The sequence below is a fragment of the Vibrio cholerae ATCC 14035 genome (genome assembly GCF_000621645.1).
In the GTDB taxonomy this organism is placed as follows: Bacteria; Pseudomonadota; Gammaproteobacteria; order Enterobacterales; family Vibrionaceae; genus Vibrio; species Vibrio cholerae.
The window spans coordinates 1-21441 of sequence record NZ_JHXR01000015.1 but is presented as its reverse complement, the minus strand read 5'-3'; the positions used below and the strand labels follow the sequence as shown (position 1 = coordinate 21441).

Annotated in this window: 15 protein-coding genes and 1 pseudogene; 14 read left to right on the top strand and 2 right to left on the bottom strand. The window is 44.9% G+C overall.

From position 1 onward, the window contains the following. The first annotated feature begins 7 nt into the window (after nt 1-7). The 11 genes and pseudogenes from T411_RS0109485 to rmf all read left to right on the top strand — a co-directional run bounded on the left by T411_RS0109485 (nt 8) and on the right by rmf (nt 17339). Nucleotides 8-679: a hypothetical protein gene (locus tag T411_RS0109485; RefSeq protein WP_000871123.1), complete on the top strand. Its 672-nt coding sequence runs from the start codon at nt 8-10 to the stop codon at nt 677-679. Between the two features lie 198 nt (nt 680-877). Then, nucleotides 878-3484, top strand: a complete 2607-nt coding sequence (pepN, locus tag T411_RS0109480) for an aminopeptidase N (RefSeq protein WP_000951475.1) — start codon at nt 878-880, stop codon at nt 3482-3484. 51 nt (nt 3485-3535) lie between these two features. Further along, a complete protein-coding gene (locus T411_RS0109475) occupies nt 3536-3754 on the top strand; it encodes a DUF2835 domain-containing protein (RefSeq protein ID WP_001110339.1) in 219 nt (72 codons plus the stop codon). A 188-nt stretch (nt 3755-3942) separates the two neighbouring features. Next, nucleotides 3943-8784: pseudogene (locus T411_RS0109465) on the top strand (NAD-glutamate dehydrogenase). 73 nt (nt 8785-8857) lie between these two features. Continuing rightward, entirely contained in the window at nt 8858-9868 is a 1011-nt protein-coding gene (pyrD, locus tag T411_RS0109460; protein WP_000966885.1) for a quinone-dependent dihydroorotate dehydrogenase, read from the top strand. 154 nt (nt 9869-10022) lie between these two features. Beyond that, nucleotides 10023-10565, top strand: coding sequence for a cell division protein ZapC (locus T411_RS0109455; RefSeq protein ID WP_000917529.1), 543 nt, complete (start codon nt 10023-10025; stop codon nt 10563-10565). A 459-nt stretch (nt 10566-11024) separates the two neighbouring features. Then, nucleotides 11025-13151: a bifunctional 23S rRNA (guanine(2069)-N(7))-methyltransferase RlmK/23S rRNA (guanine(2445)-N(2))-methyltransferase RlmL gene (gene rlmKL, locus T411_RS0109450; RefSeq protein ID WP_001077794.1), complete on the top strand. Its 2127-nt coding sequence runs from the start codon at nt 11025-11027 to the stop codon at nt 13149-13151. 8 nt (nt 13152-13159) lie between these two features. After that, on the top strand, nt 13160-13402 hold the full coding sequence (locus T411_RS0109445; RefSeq protein ID WP_000631987.1) for a glutaredoxin family protein: 243 nt from the start codon (nt 13160-13162) through the stop codon (nt 13400-13402). Next, nucleotides 13380-15299 (top strand): ABC transporter ATP-binding protein, encoded by a 1920-nt coding sequence (locus T411_RS0109440; RefSeq protein WP_001174034.1) that lies wholly within the window; start codon nt 13380-13382, stop codon nt 15297-15299. Before T411_RS0109445 ends, T411_RS0109440 begins: the two co-directional genes overlap by 23 nt. Before the next feature lie 5 nt (nt 15300-15304). Next, nucleotides 15305-16999, top strand: a complete 1695-nt coding sequence (locus tag T411_RS0109435; RefSeq protein WP_000087036.1) for a DUF3466 family protein — start codon at nt 15305-15307, stop codon at nt 16997-16999. Between the two features lie 166 nt (nt 17000-17165). Next, nucleotides 17166-17339, top strand: a complete 174-nt coding sequence (gene rmf / locus T411_RS01000000119270; RefSeq protein ID WP_001881287.1) for a ribosome modulation factor — start codon at nt 17166-17168, stop codon at nt 17337-17339. 82 nt (nt 17340-17421) lie between these two features. On the opposite strand, the gene fabA is transcribed toward rmf, so the two are convergent. Further along, nucleotides 17422-17940 (bottom strand): bifunctional 3-hydroxydecanoyl-ACP dehydratase/trans-2-decenoyl-ACP isomerase, encoded by a 519-nt coding sequence (gene fabA / locus T411_RS0109430; protein ID WP_001180252.1) that lies wholly within the window; start codon nt 17938-17940, stop codon nt 17422-17424. Between the two features lie 64 nt (nt 17941-18004). Then, the gene (locus T411_RS0109425; protein ID WP_000194427.1) at nt 18005-19654 is read right to left on the bottom strand and encodes a S16 family serine protease; all 1650 of its coding nucleotides are present in this window, start codon (nt 19652-19654) and stop codon (nt 18005-18007) included. A 163-nt stretch (nt 19655-19817) separates the two neighbouring features. Here T411_RS0109425 and matP point away from each other — a divergent pair, with 163 nt between their 5' ends. The 3 genes from matP to T411_RS0109410 all read left to right on the top strand — a co-directional run bounded on the left by matP (nt 19818) and on the right by T411_RS0109410 (nt 21074). Then, nucleotides 19818-20267, top strand: coding sequence for a macrodomain Ter protein MatP (gene matP / locus T411_RS0109420; protein ID WP_000877146.1), 450 nt, complete (start codon nt 19818-19820; stop codon nt 20265-20267). 19 nt (nt 20268-20286) lie between these two features. After that, nucleotides 20287-20604: a DUF3634 family protein gene (locus T411_RS0109415; protein WP_001918575.1), complete on the top strand. Its 318-nt coding sequence runs from the start codon at nt 20287-20289 to the stop codon at nt 20602-20604. A 158-nt stretch (nt 20605-20762) separates the two neighbouring features. After that, the gene (locus tag T411_RS0109410) at nt 20763-21074 is read left to right on the top strand and encodes a hypothetical protein (RefSeq protein WP_000948761.1); all 312 of its coding nucleotides are present in this window, start codon (nt 20763-20765) and stop codon (nt 21072-21074) included. Nucleotides 21075-21441: the final 367 nt, after the last annotated feature.

Sequence of the window (21441 nt, the reverse complement as noted above, 5' to 3'; positions counted from 1 at the left end):
AAGTGCCATGAAATGGATATTTACTTGCGTGATGAGCTTACTTTTTACCGCCTCATCACCGTTTCTCAGTGCAAATAATCTTAGCCGTGCCGACTTAACTCAATTTGATCAACCTTTATTGCTCGGCGACTGGTATTTGCTTAATCCCAACCCAGAGCAATCTAGCGAAAACTTTCGAGTCATTAAGCTCAGTTTGGCTTCGGACTACCATTTCTCGATTGATATCCAAAAGAAAGATTTCAGTGTTGACCACTGGAATGGCGCTTATTCTGCAGATGAGAAAACCCTTATTCTCGGCCTAGATAGTTCAGATCCCCAAACTTACCAGTATGAAAATAACCATCATTTGCTGACATTGAATGGTGTAACCTTCACTAAAGGTTTACCCAATACTTTGGCCGGTAGCTGGAGCAGTGCACATATCAAAGATCTTGATGGCGAAAGCCTTGACCAAAGCCTGATCCAATTAACCTTACAGCCAGATTTTATCTTCTCTTTCCACATCACTAATCAAGATGGTAACGAGGCCACCCATCGCGGCGTCTATTACACTGAAGGAAATCGCTTGGTTTTGCTCTATTCGGAAGGTGAGCACGATACCCGTTATGTGCTCGATCAAGATAGACTCACCTTGGAAATTGATGACAGCATGACGGTCGTCATGAACCGCGTGCAATAACACTCATGCGGTATGCCACCTGTTTTGATAATGGGCGGCCAAAAAGCAAAAGTGGCAGGGAGTTTACAGATAAACTCCCTGTTTTTTTGCGTTCAGGGCTTGTTATTCATTCACTGCGGCCTAAGATCTTGCTTCAATAACGCTTTTCTTCCTGTATTCATTAACGTCACAGAACATAAAGTCAAAAGGATTACGACAATGGCTCACACACCTCAAGCCAAATACCGCCTTGATTACCAACCGCCGTCACACACCATCACCGATATCGATTTGGTGTTTGATCTATACGATGATGCGACTCTGGTCACCGCTGTCTCTCAAGTAAAACAGCAGCAGGAGAGCAATACCTTAATTCTTGATGGTGAAACGCTTGAACTGAAAGCGCTCAAAGTCGATGGCCAGGATTGGCAGGACTACAGCGTAGGTGAAGCTTCCCTTGAAATTCGTGGTTTGCCGAGTGAGTTTACTCTCACCGTCGTGACAAAAATCAATCCGCAAGCCAACACCGCTTTAGAAGGTCTTTACAAATCAGGTGGTGCATTTTGTACCCAGTGTGAAGCCGAAGGCTTTCGCCGCATTACTTATTATTTGGATCGTCCAGATGTTCTGGCGCGTTACACCACAACGGTTATTGCCGATAAAGCACAATATCCTTACTTACTGAGCAATGGTAACAAGATTGCACAAGGCGAGCAGGAAGCGGGGCGTCATTGGGTGAAATGGCAAGATCCTCATCCCAAACCTGCGTATCTGTTTGCTTTGGTGGCTGGGGATTTTGATGTGCTGCGCGATCAGTACGTCACACAATCGGGCCGCCAAGTTGCGCTAGAAATTTTTGTCGATAAAGGCAATTTGGATCGCGCAGGTCATGCCATGACGTCACTCATCAACTCTATGCGTTGGGATGAGCAACGTTTTGGCCTTGAATATGACCTCGACATTTACATGATCGTGGCGGTGGATTTCTTCAATATGGGCGCTATGGAAAACAAAGGGTTGAATATCTTTAACTCCAAGTTTGTGCTAGCCAATGAGAAAACCGCCACCGACACCGATTATCTCGGGATTGAAGCCGTGATTGGTCACGAATACTTCCATAACTGGACGGGTAACCGTGTGACATGCCGTGATTGGTTCCAATTAAGCTTGAAAGAGGGCTTAACCGTATTCCGCGATCAAGAGTTCTCTTCAGACTTAGGCTCACGAGCCGTTAATCGAATTGGAAATGTGCGCATCATTCGAGGCCCGCAATTTGCTGAAGATGCTAGCCCAATGTCGCACCCAATCCGTCCGGATAAAGTGATTGAAATGAATAACTTCTATACCCTGACCGTTTATGAAAAGGGCAGCGAAGTGATTCGAATGATGCACACCTTGCTAGGTGAAGAAAAATTCCAACGTGGCATGAAGCTGTACTTTAAACGTCATGATGGCACCGCAGCCACTTGCGAAGATTTCGTGGCAGCCATGGAAGAAGCTTCTGGCATCGACTTACAACAGTTCCGTTTATGGTATAGCCAATCCGGTACTCCTACACTTAAAGTCAGCAGTACTTACCATGCCGCAAGCCAAACTTATGAGTTAACCGTAGAACAACATACCGAGCCCACTCACGATCAGAAAGAAAAACAACCACTGCATATCCCGCTGGATATTGAACTGTATGCACCAAACGGCGATGTGATTGCGCTACAGTGTAACGGGAAGCCTGTTTCTAACGTGTTGGATGTGAAACAAGCTAAGCAAACCTTCCGCTTTGAGCAGGTCAAACAGCCGCCAATTCCGTCACTGCTGCGTGAGTTTTCTGCGCCTGTGAAATTGGAATACGCCTACAGTGATGAAGAGCTGATTTTCCTGATGGTGCATGCTCGTAACGAATTTGCACGTTGGGATGCAGGGCAGATGTTGCTTGCTAAATACATTCGCACCAACGTAGAACGAGTCCAACAAGGTCAACCTGTCGAATTGGCAGAGTCGGTGATTGACGCATTCCGCGGCGTGTTACTCAGTGACAACCTCGACGCTGAATTTGTGGCCGAAATGCTCTCGTTACCAAGCCATAACGAAGTGTCCGGCTGGTATAAGCGTGTGGATGTTGATGCGATTGCCCAGGTGCTCACCTCACTCAAAACCATTTTGGCGACCGAGCTAGAAGATGAGCTCAGTGCAACCTACCATACGTTAAAACAAGACACTTACTCGATTGAACATGCGGCGATTGGCAAACGTACACTGCGCAACGTGTGTTTGAGCTATCTTGCCTACACTGCTCAAGGTAACGCGTTGGTACAAAAACAGTACGCTCAAGCGAACAACATGACCGACACCATTGCGGCCATGACGGCGGCTAACCAAGCGCAGTTGGCGTGCCGTGAAAGCTTGATGCAAGACTACAGCGAGAAGTGGAAACACGATGGCTTGGTAATGGATAAGTGGTTCACGCTGCAAGGCTCCAATCCATCACCACAAGTATTGGATGTGATCCAGCAAGCCATGCAACATGAAGCGTTTAGCTTGAAAAACCCGAACCGTACTCGCAGTCTGATTGGAGCATTTTTAAATGCCAATCCAGTCAATTTCCACGCGAAAACAGGGGAAGGCTATCGCTTTGCTGGACACATTCTGCGTGAACTTAACAGTAGTAACCCACAAGTGGCTTCACGTTTGATTGATCCATTACTTAAATTCCGACTCTACGATGAACAGCGCCAAGCACTGATTAAACAAGAGCTGGAGCAATTAAAAGCGATGGATAACCTCGCGCGTGATCTGTTTGAAAAAGTCAGCAAAGCGCTGGAAGCATAAACCAAACTCAACAGGTAAACTCGGTGGCACTCTGTGCCACCTTATTTTCCAATGAACTATTATTTTTTCTCGCTAAACATTTCTTATCAAACCTTTGTTACGCATTACTCGGGCGTAGCAAGTCATGTCATGGTCACCACCGAGCAAGGTTTGCGTTTACAACTCCCTGCAACACGTTTGCGTCCATTTTTAAGCCAAATTGGAGTAAAAGGTCGATTTCGATTAACAACTGACCAAAATAATCGTTTCGTTAAGTTAGAAGTTCTGTAAAAGCATTATTTTGTAGTGGTTTAAATAGGTACTTTAGTCACAATCTCACACTTTTACCCCATAACAACCCCAAAACAATTAACTATTTATAAATAAAACTCTTACAATACGCCCTGCATTACCATCAGTAAGCGCTATGCTTACTGCACACCCCCTACAAAAATAAGAATCAAATTCTGGAGTCGACCATGACTGCGCGTGAAACTTTGATGCCAGTTTTGCTTGAAAAAGTTTATCAACTGATTCAAGACAAACTAGAGCTTGCTCAACAACCCTTAGTGACTCAACTTGGACAACACCTGTTCAGTAACATTTCACAAGACGACCTAGTGGAGCGTAACGAATCGGATCTTTATGGTGCAGTGCTCAGTTTATGGCACCACATCAATGAGAAAAAAGCCGATGAACGCTCAGTACGAGTATTTAACCCAACGGTAAGTCGCCAAGGTTGGCAATCGACCCACACCATTGTTGAGATTGTTCTACCAGATAGTCCCTTTCTGGTTGATTCAATCAAAATGGCATTAAGCCGCCTAGGATTGGCATCGCACTTAATGCTCAACGGACCTGCTCATATTGCACGTCACGACGATGGCTCGATCAAAAGCATTAATCAAGGAGAAGGGCAACTGACCTCAATGTTCCACATTGAAGTCGATCGCCTAAGCAGCAAGGAAGAGATGACAGAGCTGAAAAACGAATTGCTGGATATCCTGCATGACACCGCTCTGGTTGTGAAAGATTGGAAACCGATGGCGACCAAGCTTGAACAAGTGATCAATTAGCTGGAAGCGGATAAAAAACAGATCCCTGTAGAAGCCGAACGCCTACAAGAAACTATTCAGTTTTTACGCTGGCTAGGTAACCATAACTTCACCTTTATGGGTTACAAAGAGTTCGATTTGGTAGAGAAAAATGGCGATACCGAATTGACGCCAACCAAAGACACCGGACTTGGCTTATTCTCTGACAACGAGCGAGTACGTAGCGTAAAACTCTCTCAATTCCCAGATTCAGCCAGACTCGAAGCCAAAAAGCCTTTCCTGTTGATCTTAACGAAAGGCAATAAGCAATCGCGTATCCATCGTCCTGCTTATACCGACTATATCGGGATCAAAAAGTTTGACGCGAAAGGCAAGGTGATCGGTGAGCATCGCTTTACTGGCTTATACACTTCCGCTGTGTACAACCAAAGTGTTGAAGGCATCCCGCTGATCCGCGAAAAAGTAGGGCGCATTCTTGCGGCCAGCGGCTACCGCCAAGGCTCTTATGCCTACAAAGCCCTGCACAATATTCTTGAAAACTACCCACGCGATGAGTTGTTACAAGCCCGTGAAGAAGAGCTGCTTGAAGTAGGCATGGGCGTTGTACAGATGCAAGATCGTGATTTACTGCGCCTGTTTGTACGTAAAGACCCATTCGGACGTTTCTTCAGTTGCATGGTGTATGTGACCAAAGAGCGTTACAACACTGAGCTGCGCCGTAAGACACAACAAGTGTTCAAACAGTATTTTGGCTGTGAGCAAGATGTTGAATTTACAACCTATTTCTCAGAAAGCCCACTGGCGAGAACTCACTACATTGTGCGTGTCGACAATAACAACATCAACGTAGATGTGAAAAAGATAGAGCAGAATTTAATGGAAGCCTCAACCTCGTGGGATGATCGTCTCGCAGAAGCCATTGTCGCCAATTTCGGTGAAAGTCGTGGATTACCGCTGTCAAAAGAGTATCAACGTGCCTTCCCACGTTCTTACAAAGAAGATGTGATGCCGGGCTCTGCACTGGCAGATATCGAGCACCTCGAAGCGTTAGATGAGCATAATAAACTGGGCATGCTGTTCTACCGTTTACAAGAGACAGCCAAAGACTCCAAAGCGGTGCGCTTAAAGCTGTATCACAAAGACGAACCCATCCATCTATCAGACGTTATGCCGATGCTAGAAAACCTCGGCTTACGCGTGATTGGTGAATCGCCTTATGAAGTAGTGAAAGCCAATGGCCAAGTGTACTGGATCCTTGATTTCTCTATGCTACATAAGAGTGATAAGCAGGTGGATCTGCGTGAAGCACGCGACCGATTCCAACAAGCGTTTGCCGCTATCTGGGCAGGAGAGCTGGAGAGTGATGGCTTTAACCGTTTGATTTTAGGTGCATCACTGTCAGGTCGTGAAGTTTCGATCCTGCGTGCTTATGCGCGTTATATGCGTCAAGTCGGCTTCCCATTTAGCCAGCACTATATTGAAGATACACTCAGCCACCATCCCGATCTTGCACAAGGATTGGTGGATCTTTTCGTGCGTCGTTTCGATCCGAAATACAAAGGCGGAGAAAAGGGCCAAGCTGAAATCATCAAATCTCTGACAGAGCAATTAGATCAAGTACAGAGTCTCGACGATGATCGAATTATCCGTCGCTATATGGAGATGATCAACGCGACGCTGCGCACCAACTACTATCAGTTGGATGAGCACAAGCAGAACAAACCTTGGCTATCTCTCAAAATGAAGCCAAGTGAGATCCCTGAAATTCCTGCACCAGTGCCTGCGTTCGAAATCTTCGTCTATGCCCCAGACATTGAAGGGGTGCATTTGCGCGGTGGTAAAGTCGCTCGTGGTGGGCTGCGTTGGTCTGATCGCCAAGAAGATTTCCGTACTGAAATTTTAGGCTTGGTCAAAGCACAACAAGTGAAAAATACGGTCATCGTGCCTGTTGGTGCGAAAGGTGGCTTTGTTTGTAAGAAACAGTATCTCTACACCACACGCGATGAGATTTTTGCAGAGGGCCAACGCTGCTACAAACGCTTTATTCGCGCTTTACTCGACGTAACGGATAACATTATTGAAGGGCAAGTGGTTCCGCCGAAGAACGTGGTTCGTCATGATGAAGATGACCCTTATTTGGTGGTGGCTGCGGATAAAGGCACCGCAACCTTCTCTGATTTAGCAAACTCAGTGTCAGCGGAATACCAATTCTGGCTCGGTGATGCTTTTGCTTCAGGGGGGGCAAATGGTTATGACCACAAAGCGATGGGCATTACCGCCAAAGGGGGTTGGGAATCGGTAAAACGCCATTTCCGTGAAATGGGCATTGATTGTCAAACCACCGATTTTACCGCGATTGGCATCGGTGACATGGCCGGCGACGTGTTTGGTAACGGTATGTTGTTATCAAAACATATTCGCCTACTGGCGGCCTTTAACCATATTCATATCTTCATTGATCCAACCCCGGATTCTGCGAGCAGTTGGGAAGAGCGTAACCGCTTGTTTAATCTGCCTCGTTCAAGTTGGGAAGATTACAATCCGAAGCTGATTTCTAAAGGTGGTGGTGTCTTCTCGCGTAAAGCAAAAGCGATTACGCTGACGCCTGAAATGCAGAAGATGCTCAACACTAAAAAAACCACGTTGGCACCCAATGAGTTGATCAAAATGATCCTAAAAATGGAAGTCGATCTCCTCTGGAATGGTGGCATTGGTACCTATGTGAAATCATCCATTGAAACACATACCGATGTCGGTGACCGAGCCAATGACGGATTACGTGTCGATGGACGTGAAGTAAACGCTAAAATCATCGGCGAAGGCGGTAACCTTGGTATGACTCAGCGCGGTCGTATCGAGTTTGCACTCAAAGGTGGACGCGTTAACACGGACTTCGTGGATAACGTCGGTGGCGTAGACTGTTCCGATAACGAAGTTAACATCAAGATCTTCCTCAATGGCTTGGTGGCTAATGGTGATTTAACACTCAAACAGCGCAACCAGATCCTTGAGTCGATGAAAGATGAAGTAGGAAGCATCGTGATTGAAGATGCTTATGGACAATCTGAATCGATTTCCGTGACCGAAGCGCAGGGCGTATCACTCATGAAAGAACAGATCCGTTTTATCCATCACATGGAAAAAGCGGGGTATTTGGATCGTGCTTTAGAGCACATTCCGGATGATGAAACTCTACTTGAGCGTGAAAGACAGGGCATGGGATTAACACGTCCTGAACTTTCGGTGCTGATGGCCTACGGCAAAATGGCGTTGAAAGAAGAACTGGCCAGTGAAGAGATTGCGCAAGATGAATTCCATGCCAAACAATTGGTTAATTACTTCCCAACTGAGTTACGCGGTCACTATGCGCAGCAGATGGTGAACCATCCGCTACGAGTAGAAATCATCGCGACAGCCTTAGCAAACCAAATGGTTAACGAAATGGGGTGCAACTTCGTTACGCGTTTACAAGAAGAGACCGGCTCTAGCGTGGTCGATATTGCGAATGCGTATGCGGCCGCGCGTGAGATTTACGGTTTAGGTTCCGTGCTCGAAAAAGTACGCAAACTGGACAACATAGCGCAAAGTAGCGCCCAATATGATGTCATGTTCCTCGTGCGTCGCACTTTGCGTCGCCTGACTCGCTGGTTACTGCGCAACCGTACAGGTAAGCCATCCGTGATAGCAATGGTCGAACGCTATCAAGAGGATGTCAAAGCTATCACCGAACAATTGGATAAAGTTTTGGTGAAAGAGGAGATTGTTGAGCATAATTCCATGGCTGAAAACTGGATAGAGAAGGGCATCGAGAAAGAACTTGCGCATTATGTGGCGCGTCTTTCTAGCCTTTACTCTGTACTGGATATCTCGGCCGTGGCGAAAGAGAAAGGCATCGCAGTCACTCAAACAGCGAAGCTTTATTTCCATCTCGGCGATCGTTTATCTCTGCACTGGTTCTTGAAGCAAATCAACCACCAAGCCGTTGATAACCATTGGCAAGCATTAGCAAGAGCCTCTTTCCGTGAGGATCTCGATTGGCAGCAACGCCAGTTAACTGCTCAAGTGCTCAGTAGCAATTTGAGTGATGCTCAACAGGAAATTGAACTGGCACTTGATAAATGGCTAGAGCGTAACCAAGTCTCAATAAGCCGTTGGGAGAACATCCTCAGCGAGTTTAAAGTCGGTACCGTTCATGAATTTGCCAAATTCTCAGTGGCATTGCGAGAGTTGACCTTGCTCAACTTAAATTGTCTCACTGTAGAATAAGCATTGAATTGCCTGACGAATGAGTCAATAATAACGCCCCGTTTATTCGGGGCTTTTTTCTTTCGGAGGCATTATGCTTTACCGCTTAGCCAGAGCTGGCTTTTTCCAATTGGATGCCGAAAAGGCACACGATCTGGCCATCTCTAATTTCAAACGTTTCACTGGCACTCCTTTCGATCTCTTCTATCGTCAACAACTTCCTCATCGTCCAGTTCAATGCATGGGCTTAACCTTTAAAAATCCAGTCGGTTTAGCAGCAGGGCTCGACAAAAACGGCGAGTGCATCGAAGCGTTTGGCGCGATGGGCTTCGGATTTGTTGAAGTAGGCACGGTCACACCAAGACCACAAGCAGGTAACGACAAACCACGCCTGTTTCGTTTAGTGCATGCTGAAGGCATCATCAATCGAATGGGCTTTAACAATCTGGGTGTTGATCACTTGGTTGAGAATGTTAAGCGAGCCAAATACGATGGGATCATCGGGATCAACATCGGTAAAAACAAAGATACTCCGATTGAGAAAGGGGCAGAGGACTATTTGATCTGTATGGATAAAGTTTATCCTTACGCAGGTTACATCGCCGTAAATATCTCTTCTCCGAACACACCAGGACTTCGTTCTCTACAATACGGTGAAGCGCTGGATGAACTGCTTGCTGCATTGAAAACTCGCCAAGCTGAATTAGCAGCGAAACATGATAAATATGTCCCGCTTGCACTTAAGATTGCACCAGATTTAAGTGACGATGAAATTCAGCAAATCTGCCAATCACTTTTGAAAAACAAAATCGATAGTGTCATCGCGACAAACACCACCTTAGATCGTTCATTGGTTGAAGGGATGAAGTTTGCCAACGAAGCTGGCGGCCTCAGTGGACGACCTTTGCAAAACCGCAGTACAGAAGTTATTAAGTGTCTGTATAAAGAACTCGGTGAAGAAATTCCGATCATCGGGGTCGGTGGTATCGATTCCTACATCTCCGCCAAAGAAAAGCTCTTAGCAGGAGCAAAATTAGTTCAGGTCTATAGCGGCTTTATTTATCAAGGACCAGGGCTGGTCGCCGATATCGTCAAGAACCTGTAAGTTCCCCGATTTATCAGCGGAATTACTGAGGAAATGTCTAACGCATTTCCTCTTTTTTTTTCTCTGCACCTTCATAGAATTACTGATATTCATAGGCAAGGGTAGGTCACATAGCTTACCTCATCCTCCCAAATGTATCGTTGAGAGTGGAACAATGCTTAAACCAAGTGACAAATGGAGTTGGTACTTCTCAGATAGCGAAGGTTATCTGATGCTCAACCTTGGTGATGATATGCTGTTTCGTACCAATCTCAGTCGCAATCTTTTGGTGGATTGTGCATTCATCGAGAACCCCTTCACCGTAGATGACGCTTCTGATTTTCAGTTGTACAAAGAACACATTGCCTGTCTACCTCTGAGTGAGCCTCGTAAAGCGGAGTTGGCGCTGTACTGTGTGGCCGCAAAACGCTTCCACAAACCCGTACAGCCTAAAAGCTGGTTTTTTGATGTACAGGGAACCGGTTATACCCCACAACAAGGTCAGCTGATATCTCTACGAAACTCCCTTAACAGCGGTATTTTTATTGCGTTAGAAGTGGGGGAGAACGCCACTCTTTGCGCGTACAGTGATTTGGTTTCTTTTGCTTTAAACGGCAGCAAAACACTGGAATTTGGTCAAGTGATTAAAGTGATGCACGACAGAATGTCGGATGTGAATACACTTTTGTATACACCCCAAATGGCCATGGTCAGTTAATTTTTTATTCAACATTCGTTCCTTTCCTATTTCGTTCCTTCATTTCTTATCGGCGTAAGCCGATTTTTTTTGCCTTTAAATCGAGCTAATTCGTTAGGCAATGTGAGCTCGGTACAAAATTTAGACATCTATTTTTTACTTAAACACAGTGAAACAGGGCATTCACTTTGTATTTTTAAGTCGGAAATTCCCGTTTTATGACCTTTTGTAACTTATTTACAGTGTAAAAATGCATCTGGTATAGTCCAAAATAAGCATGAATAAGTAGTCACCAACGAGAATAAATGCTTAGTTAGCAAGCGTTGGAACAGGAGTGTGTACACACTGACCGATATGATCGGCATAGAGAGGATCGAATGGATAAAAGAGAGATTTTTTGGCTTGGTGATGAGTTAGCTTTAGGTATGGTTCACATTGTCAGTTATAATCTGAGACCATTTTTATCAGCAAAAGAACACTATGAATCAGTATCTAGCGGTGACGTCTAACGGCCTTGAGAATCTATTAGTTGAAGAATTAACCCAACTGGGTATTAACGATGCCAAACCCGTTCAGGCCGGGGTTAAATTTAAAGCAACCAATGAACAGATCTATCGCTGCTGTCTATGGAGTCGTCTCGCATCAAGATTTGTTCGTATTGTGGCTGAATTTAAGTGTCAGAATGACTTAGATCTCTATCTTTCAACAACTTCAGTCAACTGGGTCAACTATTTCCACAGTTCTAAAAAGCTCGTTGTTGATTTCAATGGCACGAACCGAGAAATTCGTAATAGCCAATACGGCGCGATGAAAGTCAAAGACGCCATCGTAGATTGCTTCACTAAGAAAAATCTTCCGCGTCCGTCGATCAGCAAAGATCTTGCGGATCTTCATATCCATGTCCGCTTACACAAAGAGAATGCTCTGCTTGGTATCGATATGGTGGGTTCAGGCTTGCATGCTCGGGGCTACCGAACTGAAGCAGGTAAAGCGCCATTACGTGAAACATTAGCCGCCGCAATCATTCTGCGCAGTGGTTGGGATGCCAGTAAACCGCTTCTCGATCCTATGTGTGGCTCCGGTACCTTACTGATTGAAGCGGCGATGATGGCTGCCAATATTGCTCCAGGCTTACAACGTAAAAAGTGGGGCTTCGAAGCATTAGAAGATTTCGAACCAGAACTCTGGGCAAGTGTGAAATCAGAAGCCAGCGTGCAAGGTAAACGTGGAGTCAAAAAGGTAGAAACTCATTTCTACGGCGTAGATAACGATAACCGCGTATTGCAGACGGCTAAAGATAACGCCCGCCGTGCCGGTGTAGAAGAGCTAATCAGCTTTACCTTGGGTGATGCGGCAAAAGTAAAACGCCCAGAAAACTTCGCTGAAGGTATTGTGATTTGTAACCCACCGTACGGTGAGCGTTTAGGCACTCATCCCGGTTTGATCGCTCTTTACACTGCATTTGGTGCACAGCTTAAAGCTGAGTTTGGTGGTTGCCACGCTTCTATTTTCTCGAGTTCTGACGAATTACTCAGTTGTTTGCGCATGCGTGCGGACAAACAGTTCAAGCTGAATAATGGTGCGTTACCATGTCACCAAAAAAATTACACCATAGCCATGCGAGAGCAAAACAGCGTCAGCAATGAAGGTACTCAAGAAATCCTCATTGCCCCCGATTTTGCCAACCGTTTGAAGAAAAACTTCAACAAGATTGGCAAATGGGCTAAGCGTGAGGGGCTCGATTGCTTCCGCCTCTATGATGCGGATCTTCCCGAATACAATGTGGCTATTGATGTCTACCAAGATCATCTCATGATCCAAGAATATGCAGCGCCAAAGGATATTCCTGAAGAGAAAGCGAAGCGTCGTTTGACCGATATTATTCGCGCAGCCATTCAAGTGTTGGATGTCGATGCGAACAACGTCGTGCTCAAAGTTCGTGAAAGACAAAAAGGCACGTCGCAATACGAGAAACTCGGCCAGCAAGCACAGACCATGCAAATTACCGAGTATGGCGTGAAGTTGATCGTCAACCTATACGATTATCTCGATACTGGCTTATTCCTTGACCACAAAATTACTCGTCGTCGTTTAGGGCAAATGGCACAAGGCAAAGATTTTCTCAATTTATTTGCCTATACCGGCTCTGCGACAGTACATGCTGCTTGTGGCGGTGCAAAATCGACGACGACCGTCGATATGTCGAAAACTTATCTTGAATGGGCCAAAGAGAACATGCAGTTAAACGGGCAGGTTGGGCGTCAGCACCAGTACGTTCAGGCCGACTGTCTACAGTGGCTCGCGAATGCCCAAAGCCAGTACGATCTTATCTTTATTGATCCGCCAACGTTTTCTAACTCTAAACGTATGGAGCAGACTTTTGATGTGCAACGTGACCACGTCACGCTTATGACCAATCTTAAACGGTTGCTGCGCCCAGAAGGGACGATTGTTTTCTCTAATAACAAGCGCCATTTCAAGATGGATATGGAAGCGCTACACGCTTTGGGCCTCAACGCTCAAAATATCTCGCATCAAACCTTACCGCTGGATTTTGAGCGAAATAAACAAATTCATAACTGCTGGCTGATCACCCATCAGAGTTAGGAAATTCAATGATAACCTTGTACAGCACTGAAGGATGCCATCTCTGTGAGATGGCCTATGCGTTACTCAATGAAGTAGGGCTCACCAAACAAGTTGACGTGGTAGAGATTGCCTTTAATGACGAGCTATTTTCTCGTTACGCGGTCACTATACCGGTTGTCGCTTACCAAGGTAATGAACTGAATTGGCCTTTTGACATACAAGAATTAAGAGAGTGGTTAAAACATAATGGCATTAATTACCATCCATAACGGTTTGCTGGCCTTTGGCGATCACCCATTACTGGATCACGCTGATTTCGCCTTACAAGAAAATGAAAGAGTGTGTCTGGTTGGGCGTAATGGCGCCGGAAAATCCACGCTGATGAAAGTACTCGCAGGCGAGATTCTGCTGGATGATGGCAAGATGCAAGTCATGCAAGATGTCGTCGTATCCCGTTTAGAGCAAGATCCGCCTCGCAATCAAGCGGGTACTGTATTTGATTATGTTTCAGGTGGTCTGCAAGGCATTGGCGAACAACTCAAGATCTATCAAGATCAATTAGATCTCGTAGCAACAGATCCAAGCGAATCCAACATTAATAAGCTTGCACATATCCAAGAGCAGCTTGAAGTTTCTGGTGCTTGGCGCTTTGAAGATCGAATCAAAAATGTGCTGGGTTCCTTAAAACTAGATGGCCACACCAAATTAACCGACCTGTCTGGTGGTTGGCAGCGTAAAGCTGCATTAGCGCGAGCGCTGGCGTGTGATCCCGATGTCCTGCTTCTTGATGAACCAACCAACCACCTCGATGTAACAACGATTGAATGGTTAGAAGGTTTTCTGAAAGATTTCCGAGGTTCTATCATTTTCATTTCCCATGACCGTGCTTTTATTAAGTCTATGGCAACCCGCATTGTGGATCTCGATCGCGGTCAACTCAGCTCTTTCCCAGGAGATTATGAAAATTATCTTACTGAAAAAGAAGAGATGCTGCGGGTTGAAGAGCTGCAAAATGCCGAGTTTGATAAAAAGCTCGCTCAAGAAGAGGTTTGGATCCGTCAAGGTATTAAAGCACGAAGAACTCGTAATGAAGGACGAGTTCGGGCACTGAAACGTCTTCGTCAAGAACGTAGTGAGCGTCGTGAAGTGCAGGGTAAAGTTAACCTGCAAATCGATGATTCCAATCGCTCAGGGAAAATCGTTTTTGAAGCCGAAAATCTTCATTACTCGATCGGTGGCAAAACCATTGTTGATGGTTTCAGCTTCAACATCATGCGCGGTGACCGAATTGCGTTAATTGGTCCTAATGGTTGTGGCAAAAGTACCTTACTCAAAATTTTGCTGGGTGACTTACAGCCCGATAGCGGCAAAGTACACTGTGGTACTAAGCTTGAGGTCGCCTACTTTGATCAATACCGGGAGTTACTCGATCCAGAAAAAACCGTTATCGATAACTTAGCGGATGGTAAACAAGAAGTGATGGTAGGCGGGCGTCTTCGCCACGCGTTAAGCTATCTACAGGACTTTTTGTTCTCACCCAAGCGGGCAAGAACCCCAGTAAAAGCGTTATCTGGTGGAGAAAAAAACCGTTTGCTGCTTGCGCGCATTTTGCTTAAAGCCAACAACCTATTAGTGCTTGATGAACCAACCAACGATTTAGATATCGAAACTTTGGAACTTTTGGAAGAATTGCTTGCCAATTACCAAGGCACTTTATTGCTGGTCAGCCACGATCGTGAATTTGTCGATAACACCGTCACCTCAAGTTGGATTTTTGAAGGCGACGGCAAGATTGAAGAATTTGTCGGTGGCTACCATGACGCTCAGCAACAGCGTGCCCAAGTTTTACAAAGCAGAGCTGCTGAAAATATCGTCAAAAAAGAAAAAGTGGTTGAGGAGTCTCCCAAATCCGCACCATCGAAAACTAAGCAGAAGAAGTTATCTTATAAACTGCAACGCGAACTTGAAGCTCTTCCGCAAAGATTAGAAGAGCTGGAAGTTGAGATCGCAGCGTTACAAGACATCGTCAATAGTCCAGACTTTTTCAGTCAGCCTGTCGATAAAACGCAACCCATTTTAGACAAGTTAACTGCAACAGAGCAGGAACTCGAAATTGCTTTTGAGCGTTGGGAAGAGCTTGAAGCGATGCAACAGGAAAGTGAATAGAAAACATGAGTCGTATTACTTTTAAACGTTCGATTTTAGCCAGCGCAGTATTGCTTGCTACCCAAACGGCCAACGCGGCACTCTACCAAGTGATGGAAGTGACCCCAAGCACAGGGCAAAGCTACGGTAGTGCATGGGGTGTGGCGATCCAACCAAGTACAGGCACAGATAGCTGTTTTAATAATTCGACTGTCGGTAGTGTGAATTGTCAAAACTTTGCTCTGGCAGGTGAAACTCGCATTGAAAAAGCCAGCACAGGTAAAGCAGTCGATGGTTTAAGTTACCGTGATGAAGTGGCTTTCGGGATTGATAATGCGTTCGTTTATGTACAAGAACGCAATGACTTTGAACGCTACTGCTACAACGAACTTTTGTATTCAACTTGTAATACCTGGGCAGATCCCCATTGGAATCGCTGGCAAGCAGAGATCAATAGTACGCAAGTTGCTAACTCAATTGCTTTTATTGGTACTGGAACAACAGGCGCGCCTATTGATGAGTCACAAAACGTGATTGTTAATAGCCTAACGAGTAATGCTACGCCTATCGGGATCAATGTAAAAACTGGTGACGTGACAACGTATCGTAGAAACGCTAATGCCATTCAAGCCCGTTCCACCGTCGCACCGAATATCACTGATGCCTTATATACCCGTGCATGGAAAACGGATGGTGTTTACACCGTTGGCAGTATTTCACGAAGCTCAAACAATAACGAAGGTGCCTATTTTTATTCCAAGCCTGCAATTTGGAAAAATTCTAACGGTGAAACAGTAGAGCTTTCTTGGCCAACTGGTACCGAACCTAATCGCAATAATCGTCTTGCACAAGGCAGTATGCGTGATGTCGTTGAAAATGGAGGTAAGCTATACGCGGTCGGTTATAGTTCATACGATACAGACAATCACTACATGCAGGCCTCGGTTTTCGAACTAGACAACACCAGTAATTTTTCTAATGCAGCAAGTTGGACGACCAAAGCCGTTTCCGGCGCTGAATCTAGAATTGGTGGCGATTACATTCACAGTAATTCGGTAGTCACCGATGTAAACAAAAACCTCGTCGCGTTAGGCTCTGCTAAACGTGCAGGTAGCCGCCCAGAGAATGGAGCCGCGGGCAATCGATTATTTGTTATCGAAGATGTTTCTGCTAGCACTCCAACAGCGAACTTCTTAACCGGCGGCATCTTCTTCACAGGAGCCGGCGGCAAAGCAGGGGCAATTAACAGCTATAACGAGATTGTCGGTCAAGTCGACGCAAACGACACCCGTGAGAATGATGGTAAACCGCGCCGTAAAAGAGGGTTTATTTATCCATACAGTGCCAATGGCAGTGATCCAAGCCGCATGGCTATTTTTGCTAATAAGGCTTGGTTGTTAGATGATCTCACTAATGACAATACCGCAACAGGCAACAACAACCAGTTCCGCATTATTGATGCCACAGATATTAATGATGCTGGCGTTATCTCTGCAACTGCGCTGAAATGTTCAGGTGGATACGATACGACAGCACATAATTCATTGTGTAGTAACCGCGAAGAAACCGTCGTCGCCGTGAAGTTAGTTCCAATTGTGAATGCAACAAGTGCTAACATTCAACAGCGTTCAACCGAAGAGCAAGCCTCTGAACGTAAAGGGGGTAGCTTCGGATTAGGGCTTTTGATGGTGCTTGGTGTACTAGGGTTCCGTAGAAAATAGGGATTTTTGTCAGGAAGGGCACAAGCTCACAGATTTGGGTTTGTGCCTTTTTTATTGCTTGAGAAAGGCGAATAATTGATCGATTCTGTATTGGTGTGGTCATAAAAGATCCACACAAGTTTAATAGTTGTACGTTACACCAAAGTTACCGTATGAGGACAGAACTATGAAGAGACAAAAGCGTGATCGCCTAGAAAGAGCTCAATCGCAAGGATACAAAGCCGGTCTAAACGGTCGATCCCATGACGAATGTCCCTATCAACAGACGGAAGTACGCTCTTATTGGTTAGGTGGTTGGCGTGATGCTAGAAACGATAAACTTTCTGGTCTCTGCAAATAATTTCCCATACAACAAAGCTTGAAAAGGCTTATCGCTAGGAAAACAGCCCGAAACGGGCTGTTATTCGTTAGAGATTCTATCTTTAAAACGCAGACGTATCTTGGAACAAGCCAACTTTAAGATCTTTGGCTACGTATATTTCTTTGCCATCAACAAGTACGCGACCATCGGCTAAACCCATCACTAGCTTACGGTTCACCACACGCTTCATGTTAATTTCGTAGGTGACTTTTTTAGCTGTTGGTAAAATTTGTCCTGTAAATTTCACTTCGCCAACGCCAAGCGCGCGACCTTTACCTTTACCGCCAACCCAGCCAAGGAAAAAACCCACCAGTTGCCACATGGCATCTAAGCCCAAGCATCCCGGCATCACTGGGTCTCCTGGGAAATGGCAATCAAAAAACCATAAATCAGGCGTGATATCGAGCTCAGCTAAGATCAAACCTTTACCAAATTCACCTTCAGTTTCTGACATCTTGGTAATGCGATCCATCATCAACATATTTGGCGCTGGAAGTTGAGGATAGCCCTCACCAAACAACTCACCTTGGCTTGACGCTAAAAGATCTTCTCGATTATACGAATCACGTTTGTTCTGCATTATTGGTTACTCCATTTTTTGTTGGGTGCATGTTAGTGAACACGTGTACGCCAAACAACTCCGATCAGTGCCAGCTAAGCCAGTTTTTGATCCGTTCCACAATTCCGTGCGGTTGCACAAGTTTTTCAAAATTATCAATTCTTTCAGCGATCTTTGCGATCACGCTGTCTTCATCTTCTCCACGGAAAGGTTTACCCATGAGAAGAGGAATCGCTTCATCCACCGTCGAAACAGGCCAGATGTTGAATTCACCATTCTTAATGCTTTCTACTACTGATTTATGAAGCGCCAAGTGTTTCAGGTTCGAACTTGGCAAAATCACCCCCTGTTCTCCAGTTAAGCCTTGGTGACAACAGACGCGATAAAATCCTTCAATTTTTTCATTCAGACCACCGACCGCTTGAACTCGTCCAAATTGGTCAACAGCGCCAGTAACGGCAATCTGTTGGTCAATCGGATACTCAGAAAGCGCACTCACTAATGAACATAATTCCGCCAGTGAAGCGCTATCACCATCAACTTCACTATAAGACTGCTCAAAAACAATCGAAGCAGAAAAGGGCAGAGAACCATCAAGATTCAAGGCACTACTCACAAAAGCTTGCATAATCATCATACCTTTAGCATGAAGGTTGCCGCCTAACTCAACTTTTCTCTCTACATCCGCAATGTCACCATCACCAAAATGGATCACACAGGAAATTCGAGCTGGCTCACCGTAAGGCATTGGGTGCCCAGTGACTTCGATGACTGTCAAGCCATTAACTTGCCCGACTTGTTCACCCTGGGTTTCGATGATCACTTGACCGTCAAGAATGTCGTCTAGAGCTCTTTCGGGTAAATAAGACTCGCGCAGATAGCGTTTATCTAAAGCAATTTCAATATGTTCAGCGTCAATCAACGGCTCTTCAGATTCAAGGCGAGCTTCTTCAAGTAGCGCTCGATGCCACATTAAACAAAGGGGAGCGTAATGTTGATCTTCAGTATAACGAGCACCGGCCGTCATCAGAGACTGGATGGCAGAGCAGGTTAATGAAGGCAAATTGTACTGTTCACACAACCAGCGTAAGTAGCCGAGGTAGTCTTCAATCGTTTCTTCTTCTATCTTGAGATCTAATTCAAGCTCTGAAAACAAACATAAGCCGGAATGAATATCAGCATCTAAAAAATCCAGATCGCCAAGCTGCGTGCGATCACCGACAACAATAAGTTTAACGTCGTAACTTGAACCTAAGCGATTAGGGAGCGGAGATTTTGGATCGCAATTGATAGGAGAGACAGTTTCACCCAAAACGGCGGCTTTTACTGTTGGCCAATAGCGTGGATTAGCCAGCAATAAATTCGCTGAAACAATCAAATAACCGCCATTCGCTTGTTCGAGATATCCTGACGTTTTATGAACTAGACCACCATGCTCAACTTTGACTTGGCCTAGAATCTCTGAAATATCTAACGTCTCTGTACTCACGACAGGAACATCAAGATCCTGCTCAAGTAATGCGTCTTTAAAGAGAGAGCGATAAATCGAGTTATCGGGAGCATTAATCAAGAGGATTCGACTAAACCCTTTAAGGTGAACAAACTGTTCAAGCGCACTGGTTAAACGAGGCTGAATCTCGATCAGTGAAATGGGAGCTAGGTTAGGGTAGTTTTCAAAGACTTTGTTAAACTGCTCAAATTGAGGCGTTACACTGCGCCAGATGCTTTGGGTCATTGAGATATCGAACTGATTGAAAAGAGCCAAATTATATAGAAAAAGCCGAGCAGCGAACAGTGAAAGTCGACGATGATCTTTCTCGCTTTTTTGATAGGGAGAATTGCAAGTCTGCAGACAGTGGGTTACGCTGTCACTGTATAACAATGGAAAGTGGCCGAAGATGAAATATCAACAACTTGAAAATTTAGAATGTGGTTGGAAATGGCAGTATCTCATCAATAAATGGAAGGATGGAGAGCCCGTTACTCGCTATATTGATAAAAGTGAAATTGAAGCTGCGGTACAGAAGCTCAGGGCGATAGAACATGAACCAACCCATGTACTGTCTTGGATTGAAGAACATATGTCCTCTGAGCTCGATAACAAACTTAAACAAGCGATCAGAGCCAAGCGTAAGCGCCACTTTAATGCAGAACAAATCCATACACGCAAGAAATCTATTGATTTAGATTACCGAGTTTGGGAAAAATTATCCCTAAAAGCCAATGAGTTAGGTTGTACATTATCCGATGCGATTGAGTATCTACTCAGCGAGGCTTCAAGAAGTGAAAAGGCAAGCAAAACCGTCAACAGTTTAAAAGAAGATCTCAGTCGGTTATTAGCAGAATAAGGAGATGTCTCTTATGAATATGCTTTATGTAATACTTGTCGCGGCGATAATTATCTTCTGGCTAGTCGCGATCGATAGACCCATCTTGGTGGTCAGCTTCAAAGATGGTCATCTTGTTCGTAGCAAGGGACATTTTCCGCCAACATTCAAACATAACCTTATCGATATCGCTCAACATGAACCTTTTTCAGGGGAAATTAAGGTGTATCAACAAAGGACTGGAGCCAAGCTGGCGTTTTCGAAGCAAGTCCCGAAAAAGATCCAGCAAAGAATCCGCAACGTATTCCCACACCAAGGCTTTACACGCCAAAGCTCGACATTAAAGAAAGGTCGCTAAGCGTATTAATCATCCTTGCTCGACATCGTCATTGCAAGAAAAAGCAGGTTAAGCTCCAAACAACACAAGTTCAAACTCGCCAAGAAGATATTTCGGTTACATTTTCCTCCTTGCTTAATCTTGGTGAGGTGAATTTGATGAAGTTTTTGAGGCGAGTAATGTTGAGCATTTTCCTCACAATTTTTAGTCAATCGACGCTTGCGGACGATGCGGATTTGAATCGAGTGGCAAAGAAAATCAAGACTCAAATTGAAAAGTCGATCAAAAAGAGCAAAAAACCACTTGAAGGTTACTGTGATGTTTTTGTTGATTTAGATTACACACATCCGAAAAACGCTGTCGTAAAGAAAGTTTCCACATTAGGTGACAACGAGCTTTGCTTCATCGCAAAGAAAACCATAAAAGTAGGCAATAAATATGCTTATGATTGGCCAGAGAGGTACATAAGAGTTCAAGTGGTTTCGAAATAACTCGGAGCAAAACCGCCAAAAACCAAAATACCTCAGTGCATATTATGTATGTAGAGAAAGTGAAGACTACGAAACACAAACCAAGCTTAACCGCTTGGTTTTTCTATTTTTATATCCCTAAAACATCGTAAGGATTGGCAGGGCAATTTGTCGGTGAGAGTACCAAGCTTGTGTGGTCAATGTTTATCTGAGAGGCCGATAAGGGTTTACATTTAAATGTGTGGGCTTATTATTATGATATATTTCCCAAAGTGGGAAATAGAAAAGCTCAGCGGTAGGAGGCTGAGCTTTTGAGAACGCGTTATAAGAAGAACGCGTTGATAATTGCTGTGAGCAACTGAACGAATGCAGTTAACAGCTCTATCAT

Bases quoted from the DNA above. Each gene is read 5' to 3' on its own strand.
- T411_RS0109485 (WP_000871123.1), top strand. From the start codon at position 8: ATGAAATGGATATTTACTTGCGTGATGAGCTTACTTTTTACCGCCTCA.
- pepN (WP_000951475.1), top strand. From the start codon at position 878: ATGGCTCACACACCTCAAGCCAAATACCGCCTTGATTACCAACCGCCG.
- T411_RS0109475 (WP_001110339.1), top strand. From the start codon at position 3,536: ATGAACTATTATTTTTTCTCGCTAAACATTTCTTATCAAACCTTTGTT.
- pyrD (WP_000966885.1), top strand. From the start codon at position 8,858: ATGCTTTACCGCTTAGCCAGAGCTGGCTTTTTCCAATTGGATGCCGAA.
- T411_RS0109455 (WP_000917529.1), top strand. From the start codon at position 10,023: ATGCTTAAACCAAGTGACAAATGGAGTTGGTACTTCTCAGATAGCGAA.
- rlmKL (WP_001077794.1), top strand. From the start codon at position 11,025: ATGAATCAGTATCTAGCGGTGACGTCTAACGGCCTTGAGAATCTATTA.
- T411_RS0109445 (WP_000631987.1), top strand. From the start codon at position 13,160: ATGATAACCTTGTACAGCACTGAAGGATGCCATCTCTGTGAGATGGCC.
- T411_RS0109440 (WP_001174034.1), top strand. From the start codon at position 13,380: ATGGCATTAATTACCATCCATAACGGTTTGCTGGCCTTTGGCGATCAC.
- T411_RS0109435 (WP_000087036.1), top strand. From the start codon at position 15,305: ATGAGTCGTATTACTTTTAAACGTTCGATTTTAGCCAGCGCAGTATTG.
- rmf (WP_001881287.1), top strand. From the start codon at position 17,166: ATGAAGAGACAAAAGCGTGATCGCCTAGAAAGAGCTCAATCGCAAGGA.
- fabA (WP_001180252.1), bottom strand. From the start codon at position 17,940: ATGCAGAACAAACGTGATTCGTATAATCGAGAAGATCTTTTAGCGTCA.
- T411_RS0109425 (WP_000194427.1), bottom strand. From the start codon at position 19,654: ATGACCCAAAGCATCTGGCGCAGTGTAACGCCTCAATTTGAGCAGTTT.
- matP (WP_000877146.1), top strand. From the start codon at position 19,818: ATGAAATATCAACAACTTGAAAATTTAGAATGTGGTTGGAAATGGCAG.
- T411_RS0109415 (WP_001918575.1), top strand. From the start codon at position 20,287: ATGCTTTATGTAATACTTGTCGCGGCGATAATTATCTTCTGGCTAGTC.
- T411_RS0109410 (WP_000948761.1), top strand. From the start codon at position 20,763: ATGTTGAGCATTTTCCTCACAATTTTTAGTCAATCGACGCTTGCGGAC.